Raw genomic sequence first — 11,377 nt, forward strand, 5'->3', positions numbered from 1 at the left:
TAGATGCCGACTATTAAACATAAACAATTTATAAAAGCGCCTGTAGAAGTATGCTTTGACCTTGCAAGAAACGTAGATATACATCTTGAAACCACAGCAAAAACAAATGAAAAAGTGGTAGATGGGGTGACTGGAGGATTATTAGAAGAAAGTGATACTGTCACATGGGAAGCTACTCATTTTGGTATTAAACAAAGACTTACGGCTAAAGTGACAGATATGAAGAAGCCTAACGAGTTTGTAGATATTATGTCAGTTCCTTCACTCATACACATCAATTTGTAAAAGAAACAGGAGGGACCCTTATGATAGATACTTTTGAATACAAATCACCATTTGGTATTCTTGGAGTGGTGGCCGACAAATATTTTTGGGAAAATACATGAAAAGGTTTATAGATACTCGTGCTAAAGAACTAAAAAGATTGCTAAAAATAACGAATGGCCCATTCAACCATTGGGCCTCGTTTTAGAAGAACTCACCCAAAATAATTAAATGAGAATTATATCATCAAATTAATACCAAGTTTTTAGGAGAAATGATGATTATGTTTATTGGTTCAACAACATTCGGATTTATGGAACACTAGGCTATGTAACGCCTGTAGAATTCAAGAAGCTGACTTATACTTTTTGTCCAGTTTAGTGTTGACATTATAAAAAGTGTTTTCTCCCTATTGTTTAGGAATAGATTTACAGAAGAAAGGTAGTGTAATGATGAAAAATAATCATAAATTTGTAATGATAATGTTTACAGTACTATTAGTTATATTAGCTGCTTGCGGAAACTCATCTGAGGATTCAAATGCTAAATTAAACAACGAGTTAACAGATAGTCACGCAATGCAGAATACAAATGGCAACTCATCTGAACACGAAGATACACAAAATGCATCAAATATCAATCCAGAGACAGGAACGGATTCTGCTGATGGCACAAACTTTGAACAGGAAGTGAAAAAACATAGTAACTCAGAAGGGGAACAAAGCCAAGAAGAACCTTTGGAAGAATATGTTCCAAATGAAGATGAAATTGTATTAAATAATAATCATTTAAAAAATAAAGATATACTTGAAGCGTTTATGAAAGTCGCTGGAGAAAACGGTGAAAGTGAAATTAGAGTAGTGAAGAACGAAGGGGTCAAAGGTGTGCTTATTTATGATTTGAAATCAAGGTATGATAAAGATGCCAAGCAGGGATGGATTGAGGTTTTTCCAGATTTGAGTCACTATAGAGCATCAAATAATGAAGTACAAGACGTTTTTAATAATGCGCGTCAGCAATGTGGATATATTTCAAAAGATGAGACAGAAGGGTATTATAAATTGAATGAATGTAGAACTCATTGGGAATATCGGTTGCTTCCAATTATTAATGAGGATGGATAGTATGAAACTTATAGGTATTGCAAATATCACTGGTTCTTTCTGGATGTAGAATTTTGGATAACCATAGCCTTTTACTATTACGACATTGTTATGTATTTACGCACACGACCTGTTAGAAGTTCTTAAATGTCATTTATTTTTCCGCAAAGGGGCGCAAATCTGATATAACGATGCGACAACTGTTAATTAATAGAGCCAGATAGTGGTATAATTTTTTAAAACCATATACACAAGTTGTAGGGGAGAAGTAAATGAATAGTAAAATAAAAGAATTAATTGATATTACAAAAACGAAATTTGGCTTAGATAACTACTATTTAAAAAGACACGGACTTAATCGGTATGTAAATATCTTCAACGAAACCGTATATACATTATCGATGGAATGGTTTCCTGATCATGTACAAGAACCAGAGGATGATTCTAATCCGGAAGGCACAGCAGTTATTGAAGTCAACGTCTATTCTCATAAGTTTGTTAGCGCTATTTTTGTAATGGATAAGACATATGCAAATAACGGAATTAGCTTTGCAGGTCTTCATACAAACGACATCATAAAATGGATGGAACAGGAAACTGGATTAACTTATGGGAGACAATTGAAACTTCATAAGGAAGAGGAAGGGAGACTTCTATTTAAAGAAGTAATTGATGGGGTTAGTGTTTCTCCGGCTGGCTCTGTTGAAATAGAATTTGACGCAGAAGGGAAGCTGACTTTTTTTGCTGTTCATGGCCAATTTCCTTCTAAGGAGATTATAAAAGAAGAAACATATACACTCTCTTTTGATAAGATAGAACATTTGGCAAAGGAACAATTGAAGTTGATTGAATTTCCTTCACATGAACAAAAAAGATTAATTCCTACATATGGAGTAGAAGAAGTTTATATTACCAATGATCAAATGACGGCGATTCCATTTGAATTTATCGTTGATGTAAGATCCTATATAAACATCGATAGAACCATTTTTTTGGATAAGAATAAGACAATTAAAAAAACATTTGAAAGACAAGAAATTAGCTGGACTGAAGAGGTAACTGCAGAACAAGCATTTTCATCTGAGCCAAGTCCTGATTCTTGTCCGATTACTAAGAAAGAGCAAGAGAAGTGTTTATTAGCAGTCAAAGACTTTTTACTTCAAAAGTATCCAAATGACTCAGGAAGTTGGATTCTCAAAATGCTGTACCGCGACAGAGGTTATATTCATGCAATTTTAAGAGCAAAAAAACAAGTTAATTACGTATTTCAAAGAAAACTTATTGTCATAATTGATGCCACCAGCTTTCGATCCATAAATTATGTAGATAACAAACCGATGTTGGATATCTTTGACCAATTTCAAGCATCAGATGAAGCCACGATTGATAAGGAGGAGGCATATAAAAAATTAAAAGAACTATACGAGTTAAAGCCTTATTATGTATATGACTTCGAAGAGAAACAATATGTTTTGTGTGGTAAATTAGATTGTCAATATGGGGTGAATGCAAGCAGTGGCAAAGTCATTGCGTTAAATGATTTGTGAACCAGAAAAGTACATATTGTAGGTTGGGAGGTAAAGGTATCGGATCCCTCTTCAATAGGGTTTTTATGGAAATTATCCAAATCCACAAAAATTTGAATTGAATCTTCTTTATATATATCTATCTAAGTATGGTATAATTAGGGAATGTTTTGAAGTGGGAATGCTAAAGAGAAATATGGATACCGTTCAGAATGGAAACGAGTTTTACAAAGAAAATACACACAAGCATATCTTGAAACAAAGGGGAAGCGTATGGAAAATTGGTTAGCGGAAATTATGGATGAGTTTGGTTATATGGGCATTATGTTGTTAATTGCCTTTGAAAATATTTTCCCTCCAATACCTTCTGAAGTAATACTAACGTTTGGAGGTTTTATGACAATCACTTCTAAACTTAGTATTATTGGTGTAATAACGTCAGCAACAGCAGGTTCAGTTATTGGAGCTATTGTTCTATATATTATCGGTTTACAACTTGATGTAGCAAGATTAGAAAAGATCGTGGGTAAATGGGGACATATTCTTCGTATAACACAAAACGATATTCACAAGGCTGATGCTTGGTTTGATAAATATGGTCCTTGGACGGTCTTCTTTTGTCGTTTTGTTCCTTTAATTCGTAGTTTGATTTCTATCCCTGCAGGTATGTCAAATATGAATGTTGGCATCTTTCTTTTATTTACAACATTAGGAACGTTGATTTGGAATATTGTTCTCGTGTGCTTAGGTGCTTCAGTAGGTGGTTCATGGGAAACAATTGTAGATTATATGGATGTTTATTCAAGAGTGATTTACGCTATACTGATCTTACTCGTTATAATTTTATTGTACCTATTTATCAAAAGAAGAAGGTAATTGTTATAAAACTGAAGGCCGTGTCATTTAACTGTCCTAATGAAGTAAGAGAAGAAGATATTCAAATGTGGATTAAAGAAATGAGCACACTACCTAGTCATATAAAGGCGTTAACTGTATCCCTAGATAAATCGAAATGAACAAAAACGTATAGAGAAAATAGCTGGAATATACGTCAACTTATTCACCATGTTTTAGATAGCCATTTAAACGGATATATGCGAATGAAATTAGCTTTGACAGAAGAAAATCCGGTAATTAAAACGTATGAAGTAAGTGAATGGGCAAGGTTAATAGATTGTGAGTTGCCTAGTAATGTTTCATTACAGCTCTTAGAAAGCCTACATGAGCGCTGGACATACTTACTTAAAAATCTAACAGCCATTCAATTCAAGCGTATCAGTATCCTGACGGTAGTAAAATGCGAATTGAACAAAGTATCGCACTTTACGCATGGCATGGTAATCATCATTTGGCACATATTCAACAAGCTTTGAATAATTAACATCTGAGTGAATTTATGAATAGAGTACGATTTTCCATTAAACAGGCACAAGTACGGAATAAAAAGCAGCGCGCCCATCTTACCTATAAGGGCATTTTAATTAAGCAACATATTAAAAAAGTAAGCTCATGTAAATGTACGAACTAGTAGAATAGTTTAAGATATAATTTGAATCTCTATGTATAAAGGGAGGAATTATGGGTGAATAAGACCAGTGTGCTTATTAGTTTCTCGCTTATATTATTAATAGTTTCTATTATTCCATTATTTTATATCCTTCGTGAATATTGGATTGAACATCAAATAAACGAACGATACGAAATACATCACGCTTATCAAGATAGTCAAGTATTTGGAGATATGGAGGCTGTTCCAGAACTGACAATAAATGATAAAAACATTAAAATAATAGAAGAAAAAACGAGTAAGAAGGCACCATTAACTTCTTGGGATCAAGACGAGAATGTTTCTCCTGGAGACATAGTGAAAATACATCTTCTATTGAATGATGAAGAAATTTCCAAGCCTGATGAGATATGGCTTTCTAACCGTAATAGAGGGGGGAGATATTTTTCGTGGTTCGATATAGTAATCGTTACTGACAAATTGACTGGTAAAAAACAGATAAACATAGTTCAGAGATTGACAGATAACAACCAACCAATGAAAAGCAGGGAATGGAAAATAATCACTATTACTCAAGACAATGATGTTAGTGAAGAGCTTTTAAAATACTCCGAGAGAAACGATAATAAATTAGGTGTTAAGCTAATAAATTTTTCTGGTACTTCACTTATGTCTATGGGATATTACTCAGACATTACAAAAGGTTATCCAAATCACTTTTTTCCTTTCATATATCCTATTTCAACAAGTATAATAGGAATTTTTTTGTTAATCATTTCCTTAAATATTATTTTATACAAGAAGAGACTCTTATTAATTGAAAGAGAGCTTTAGGAGGTTCTTTTTGATTCCTCTTCATTTTCAGTATTCCCGTATACGGACACAGTTGAATAGGGGGAACTGTATTATTGCATGGTATAGCGTATTGTGAAAATTCAAGTGGTATTGAAATAATTGTTGATAGCAGTTCTATTTTTTTAATTATGCCATTCAATGAGAGAAACCATTGGATGTAGTCCCTTGATTATAAGATGGTTCAACGGTTTTAGTTATTAGTGAATTTAATTAACTATTGCTACAACATCGTTTAGATTTAAAAGAATGGGGTTTAACGGAACAAGGTGAAAGTTTCGAATTGAAATAGTCTTGGTTCATCCATTAATGACTGAGCAAGATCAAGCTATAGCCTTTTTTATCCCTTAATAGTATGAACATAACGATTGGAGTGGTACATATCGATAAGAACAATTATAAAAAAGATAATTTATTGTTGAAGATTGTGGCTTACTGGTTTGCTATACCTCGAATATGGCGCAGAAGTGTGTTTTGGGGTGTTATGTTCACATTAGCAATAGTTGGCTGGGTTAAGATAATAAATAAGTATTTGTAAGAGATGGAACAATATTACTCCTCGTGTAAGGATCAACTTCCAATTTTGGAGAAAAGGGCTCTTATGGAAATATTTATCCCATTTTGCTTGATTTTTCCTTGAGACTTCCTAAGTCATTAAATAAACGAACAAATGATTTAATTGCAATATGGAAAGAAAACTTAGAAATACAAAAAGAAATTCTAAACGAAATGAAGGAGCTAAGAAGAGGTTCGAATTCCAAAGGTTAACAGACGCACATCAGTAATAAGGATAAGCGCTCATTTTATGTAAAAGGAAAATTAAAGAATACATAGAAAATAGTTGAAACGAAATATGTAATAAATCGTACATTAATTATAGAAGAAATTAGGAAGCGAAATTTTGAGGAGTGTCAAATGATTTTATTCTTAATATTTTTAGTGCTATGCTTGCTTAGTTTTAATTGGGTGATGGGATATGGGAAAGGGAATATAGCGATCGATTTAGATGAGAGATATGTGAATTATGCAGAGTATGTTAAAGCAATACAGTATGAACTTGTCAAACAAGGAAGAGAGGTCAATTATAAAGGTGATGGAATTTTTATAATAGATGGGCGCTCCTATATATTCATAGAGCGAAATGTTTCAATGGGAGGCATTCCTTTACAAAGAACAACTCTAAAACCTGAAAGATGACATACCTAAACCAGTTAATAGATGTTATTCCATTTTCATCAATTGGGTAGCTATGGGCGTTATTATATCAGCTATATCGGGTTTTACTAGAATGCAAAGAGCACCACTTTATGTCATATTGGGTATGTTGTTTGCTGTTCAAAGCACATTTGGAATATAACTGTATTCTTAGGTATAGCTGCTCTTTCGTAATAAAGCAAAATTTTTATTGCAAGATGTCCGTCTATTTTTAACAACGGTTGGATTGTTGTGAGGAAATCCTATAAACATTCTTTTTACCAGGTAAGAACTTGAAAAAATAGATACCATAGCCAGCACAGTCTGAACAACATATTCTTCATTTTTGAGAATCTGCGGATGACGTTTAGCTTTCGAGAAGCTTTTCTGTAATAGGAAGCAAACACGATTCAAGAGAAAGAATTTAAATTCATATCCTTTACTCTTTAAGCGTAATAAGTTAACGTGTTTTATAGTTATCGAGGTGATGATATGAAAATAAGAAATATCGACAGAGCTCTACTTACAGGCTTATTTGTAGGAATCATCATTTTTATTTCTGAATATTTCTTTCCTGATACCAATTCTTTTATATCAATCTTTATTGGTGCGCTAGCAGCCTTAATTGGTTATTTAATCGCAGTTAAGATACTTCCGAAAGAAAATGATTAAAACCAAACGTTAAAACATGTAAAGAAACGGACGTATTTCTCAACGAAAGAAAACGTTTACCATGCATATAAAGGAATATTAATTGAGAAGTCCGGCTGTTCTAATGTGAGATAAAGGAGAGATTTTAGTTGAGTTTTAAAAGCGAAATTAGTCAATTGGTATGCAGGAAAATTATATCTGCTACAATTTCGGGTTCCTTATTCGCTATAATTTTAGGTTTATTTGTACCACATCCATTTGGTGAAGAGATTAGCTCTGTCGCTGAATACCTTCAAGCGTTCGTACTAGCTGTTCCTGTATATCTTATATATAGTTTCCCAATTATTTTATTATACGGTACAGTAACCTCTATAGTAAGCGACTATATATCCAATTTAATTTCAAATTACACAAGTAAAAATTTAAACATATTCTTCACGATAACATTACATATACTTTTTGGTTTAGTTTTACTTTGGTACAGCCTATTAGCATCTATTTTATATTTTATAACTGATTATATTTTGAGTAAAAAAGATACATATAAATGGAATAATGCTTTAAAAAGCTTAGGAACCCCCATTATAGTCTGGATTGTATTCATGAGTAGTGTGTATATTACGAATATATTCGGGTGAATATCTATTTAAGCTTTGCCTAATAAGGATTAGCGTACTTTATATATAAGATTCAGATTTTTGGATAAGATTTTTAAACTGATTAAAGTGGAGGAGAAATGAAGTACATTAACATTAGTCTAGTTTTGTTTTTAATAAGTTTATGTCTATTACTTGTTGGTCTATTCTTTAATGAAATAAAATATGATCTAATTAATACAGGACTGATTGAGAATTATTAGGAATAGCTATGCTAATCATTGGTGCTATCATTAAAGAGAGGAAATAAAGATTGTTGAAGAATCACTATAGTGAGGAAAGGAACATAGCTGTGAAAAACTCAAAAGACGCTAAGGACATAATGGATAGTTTAATACCATTAGGAATGATTTTTGGATGTGCTCTTGGTGTGATTATGGGTATCGTTTTTGAACCATACTTGCTGTTTACAACGATTTCTGGAACTGTAATCGGCTATTTAATTGGCGTTATTGCTTATGTGATTTATAGTATGAATGAAAAATCGTAATTTGCGAAGATAAAATAAGGATTGCTCTGTTTTTGGGTTGGTGGAACAGGATTAATCCAAGAAAGGAGAGAAGTTTATGGAAATAATTTTGATGTTTGCAGCTGGTATTATTGTCTTAATAATAGCTGTTTTGGCAATTAGTAAAGGGATTACAGAACGGATCAGAACTCGGGATGTAAATGTGAAGAAAAAGATTGCAAACCTTGAAAATAGGATAGATGCACTCGAAAGTAAAAAAAGATAGGTATTCGGATAATGTATGGAAATCTCGAAATACTTCATAATTGAACATACAGAAAGGTCAACTATATTTCAGGATATCCTTAAAATGTGTATCCGGTAACTATTGAATGATATAATTGGAAACATATTCATTAAAATACCTGAAGGAGAGATATATCATGACCAAACATAAAATTTATACAATGAGTGTCGCAAGTGTCTACCCCCATTATGTTACGAAGGCAGAGAAAAAAGAACGTACGAAAACAGAAGTCGATGAAATCATCCGTTGGTTGACAGGGTATAGCCAGAAAGAGTTAGAAGCGCAACTGGAAAAACAGACAGACTTTGAGACCTTCTTCGCTGAAGCTCCTCAACTGAATCCTTCACGGACGTTAATCAAAGGTGTAATCTGCGGTGTACGAGTGGAAGATATTGAAGAACCTATTATGCGGGAGATTCGCTATTTGGATAAACTGATTGATGAGTTAGCAAAAGGAAAAGCGATGGAGAAGATTTTGCGGAAATAATTATTAAAAAGAAGACACAATGCTTCCATTCATAAAACATCAAAGAATCTGTGTTTTTTGTTAAATCTACTATAACCTTAAAACCTTGACTAATCGTGATTCTAGTAATCCGATGTTTGGCTGTAAGACTAGTAATAAATAATTTTTCCATCATTTTCAATTACCCGAAAATTGCTGTCTTAAGAGTCAAAGCTTGATTTACTGGAGAATAACGCTCTATCAAAAGAGAGCGGAGGAAAGAACATAGATCTGGACTATTTTAGTAATCGTATTCATATTTGGTTACTATTTTTTGATAAAGAGTAAATCGAAGCAATACAAAAATGTTTTTCTTTATTATCCGTTGTTTGTTTATTATTGGCACTTACTCCATTATGGGGATTGAGGTTTATGGATCTTACCATTTGTATTCGGAATATTAGGAATTATATCAGGGTGGTTTGGAATCAAAGGTGATATGAGAATACGTTTATTATTAGCAAACTTAAGGGGTTGGCTTTTTAATTTTTGTGTTTTATAGGTACATTTGGTTCTCAACAGCCATAAATTCTAATGTGGCTTCATCATATTTCCTTCTCCTAAAAAACTTTCGCTAATAAAAATGAATCCTCAATATCATATATTAGGGCGGTCGAGAATGAAACTATTAATCATAGGTTTATTACTATTACTAATTCTAATTATCGCTTTTGTTGTTTCAGGAATTGCAGTAAATAAGCATAATATGAAGAAGAATAAATACGACTTATTAAATTACTTTAAAAATCATAAAGTTTCTCTATCCTTAACCATTAAAGAAAATGGTCGAAATACTCTAGCTATAAACCCGGATAAAAAGTATCCGTTAGCGAGTACAACGAAAATAATAATAGCATATAACTTTGTTAAGAGTGCAATGAATAACAAGATATCCATTGCTGAAAAGGTTAAATTAAACGAACTTGAAAAATTCTACATTAAAGATACAGATGGAGGTGCTCATCCTAATTGGAAATATTCGATAAACTATCCTACGGAAGTATCTTTATTAGAAATAGCTAAAGGGATGATGCAATACAGTTCTAATGCCTGTACGGACTTTTTGATACATAAAATCGGAGTAGACGTTGTGAATGAAAGTATCGAAGTGCTCCAGCTAAATCACGATAAAATAACTTATTTAACATCACCTATTATTATGCCAGGGTATTTATCAGATAAACGGAAGCCAGCTTTAAATAAGTTAGACGCAATGAGTAGTCAGTCCTATCACGAATTAGCAAATGAATTATTTGTAAAAATGCAAGCGAATAGGAGTGATTATCTTAAAGAAAAAACGCCTAACATGCTAGATCGCAAAATGCAATTGTTAATCACTAAAAGAATGGCTTATTCAACGACAAATCAATATACTGATCTAATGTTAAGATTAGGAAAGGAACTCTTAACCAAAAAGGAAAAAAGTTATTTAGTGAAATAGTAATAGGTAAAAGTGTAAAAAGTGACAAGGATGACTATTTTTGGTATAAGGGGGGAGCTACACCATACGTTCTAACTTCTGCCTTATATAAAGAATCACAGGATACGACAATATCCGTTTCCCTATTTATTGAGGATGATAAGGGGGGAGATTTATATTGGATAAGAACTATATTTAATGATTTTGTAATCAGTGTTGCCACAGATACGGAGTTTAGAAAAAAGGTAAAGGAAATGGCATAACCGCATTTATTGAGGAGTTTTTTTAAAATGGAATTTAAAGTTAAAAAAGGTCATTCTTATATGACCATCATATTGGTATGTCAACACTAAATTGGACAAAAATTATAGGGCTGTTGTTTGAATTCCACAGGTGTTAAATATCCTATTGTTCCATGAATTCGAATATTATTAAACCAATTCCTTGGCGGCAAATGAACCTGTTTCTTGATGATTTTTTATCCAACGACCTAATGTAGAAGGTGTGATGTTATACTCTCTTGCAATATCTGCACACGATTTGCCGTTTTCATAGAGCTTCACTAATTGCAGGTTTAAATTCGGGTGTAAAAGTTCGACGTTGACGAACTATCGTAGTATGCTGTATGCCCCCTTCAGTTATTAATCTAAGTTTACAAGCCCTCATTTTCTCTGTCCAATTTAGTGTAGCCTATCTAAAATTTAGTACTTAAAGTAATAGGGCGTTATTTCCCGTATAAGAATACAAATGTTAAAAATTATTGTTATTATATAAAATAGAGGTTAATTTTAAAGCTTTTGGTCTTGACGAAGCTAAGACATAAAATAGGAAGATCCAAAAGAAAAATTCGAATTACAATACGAATGATAAAAATAATAGGAGCATTCCTGTAATGAAGAAATTTGAGGGTTGAACAAAAAAGAGCCCCCTTGGTATAGTACAGG

The 11,377-nt window shown here is 32.6% G+C and carries 15 protein-coding genes and 2 pseudogenes; 15 read left to right on the plus strand and 2 right to left on the minus strand.

The features are described from left to right. Positions 1 to 3: 3 nt before the first annotated feature. The 15 genes and pseudogenes from ABDZ84_RS01790 (at position 4) to ABDZ84_RS01855 (ending at position 10,454) form a co-directional block, all read left to right on the plus strand. Positions 4 to 472 (plus strand): annotated as a pseudogene (locus ABDZ84_RS01790) (SRPBCC family protein). A gap of 74 nt (positions 473 to 546) precedes the next feature. After that, a pseudogene (locus tag ABDZ84_RS21425) lies at positions 547 to 645 on the plus strand (IS3 family transposase); the annotation flags it as partial. A gap of 71 nt (positions 646 to 716) precedes the next feature. After that, positions 717 to 1,388, plus strand: coding sequence for a hypothetical protein (locus ABDZ84_RS01795; RefSeq protein WP_166530947.1), 672 nt, complete (start codon positions 717 to 719; stop codon positions 1,386 to 1,388). A gap of 251 nt (positions 1,389 to 1,639) precedes the next feature. Further along, on the plus strand, positions 1,640 to 2,914 hold the full coding sequence (locus tag ABDZ84_RS01800; RefSeq protein ID WP_343779709.1) for a hypothetical protein: 1,275 nt from the start codon (positions 1,640 to 1,642) through the stop codon (positions 2,912 to 2,914). Between the two features lie 252 nt (positions 2,915 to 3,166). After that, positions 3,167 to 3,769, plus strand: a complete 603-nt coding sequence (locus tag ABDZ84_RS01805) for a DedA family protein (protein ID WP_026680528.1) — start codon at positions 3,167 to 3,169, stop codon at positions 3,767 to 3,769. A gap of 182 nt (positions 3,770 to 3,951) precedes the next feature. Beyond that, positions 3,952 to 4,266, plus strand: a complete 315-nt coding sequence (locus tag ABDZ84_RS01810; RefSeq protein WP_343779731.1) for a DinB family protein — start codon at positions 3,952 to 3,954, stop codon at positions 4,264 to 4,266. Between the two features lie 209 nt (positions 4,267 to 4,475). Continuing rightward, positions 4,476 to 5,234 (plus strand): hypothetical protein, encoded by a 759-nt coding sequence (locus ABDZ84_RS01815; protein WP_343779711.1) that lies wholly within the window; start codon positions 4,476 to 4,478, stop codon positions 5,232 to 5,234. Between the two features lie 933 nt (positions 5,235 to 6,167). After that, positions 6,168 to 6,449 carry a hypothetical protein gene (locus ABDZ84_RS01820; RefSeq protein ID WP_026680527.1) on the plus strand — a complete coding sequence of 94 codons (282 nt, stop codon included), beginning with the start codon at positions 6,168 to 6,170 and terminating at the stop codon, positions 6,447 to 6,449. Positions 6,450 to 6,938: 489 nt separating this feature from the next. Next, a complete protein-coding gene (locus ABDZ84_RS01825; RefSeq protein ID WP_205388586.1) occupies positions 6,939 to 7,118 on the plus strand; it encodes a hypothetical protein in 180 nt (59 codons plus the stop codon). 128 nt (positions 7,119 to 7,246) lie between these two features. Beyond that, positions 7,247 to 7,735, plus strand: coding sequence for a hypothetical protein (locus ABDZ84_RS01830; protein ID WP_121605180.1), 489 nt, complete (start codon positions 7,247 to 7,249; stop codon positions 7,733 to 7,735). Positions 7,736 to 7,833: 98 nt separating this feature from the next. Then, complete coding sequence (locus tag ABDZ84_RS01835) at positions 7,834 to 7,956, plus strand: hypothetical protein (RefSeq protein WP_343779718.1); 123 nt, start codon at positions 7,834 to 7,836, stop codon at positions 7,954 to 7,956. Between the two features lie 50 nt (positions 7,957 to 8,006). Next, on the plus strand, positions 8,007 to 8,243 hold the full coding sequence (locus tag ABDZ84_RS01840; protein ID WP_166530943.1) for a hypothetical protein: 237 nt from the start codon (positions 8,007 to 8,009) through the stop codon (positions 8,241 to 8,243). Between the two features lie 76 nt (positions 8,244 to 8,319). Then, complete coding sequence (locus ABDZ84_RS01845) at positions 8,320 to 8,487, plus strand: hypothetical protein (RefSeq protein ID WP_161629265.1); 168 nt, start codon at positions 8,320 to 8,322, stop codon at positions 8,485 to 8,487. Between the two features lie 157 nt (positions 8,488 to 8,644). Beyond that, entirely contained in the window at positions 8,645 to 8,995 is a 351-nt protein-coding gene (locus ABDZ84_RS01850; RefSeq protein WP_026680525.1) for a DUF2200 domain-containing protein, read from the plus strand. A gap of 637 nt (positions 8,996 to 9,632) precedes the next feature. After that, positions 9,633 to 10,454, plus strand: a complete 822-nt coding sequence (locus ABDZ84_RS01855; RefSeq protein ID WP_343779723.1) for a serine hydrolase — start codon at positions 9,633 to 9,635, stop codon at positions 10,452 to 10,454. A gap of 328 nt (positions 10,455 to 10,782) precedes the next feature. Here ABDZ84_RS01855 and ABDZ84_RS21430 read toward each other — a convergent pair whose 3' ends face one another. Both ABDZ84_RS21430 and ABDZ84_RS01860 read right to left on the minus strand, forming a co-directional pair. Beyond that, entirely contained in the window at positions 10,783 to 10,887 is a 105-nt protein-coding gene (locus ABDZ84_RS21430; protein ID WP_166530951.1) for an IS3 family transposase, read from the minus strand. Beyond that, positions 10,865 to 10,996: a helix-turn-helix domain-containing protein gene (locus tag ABDZ84_RS01860; RefSeq protein WP_343231063.1), complete on the minus strand. Its 132-nt coding sequence runs from the start codon at positions 10,994 to 10,996 to the stop codon at positions 10,865 to 10,867. Before ABDZ84_RS01860 ends, ABDZ84_RS21430 begins: the two co-directional genes overlap by 23 nt. Positions 10,997 to 11,377: the final 381 nt, after the last annotated feature.

This window comes from Virgibacillus salarius (assembly GCF_039521925.1).
GTDB classification, from domain to species: domain Bacteria; phylum Bacillota; class Bacilli; order Bacillales; family Amphibacillaceae; genus Virgibacillus; species Virgibacillus salarius.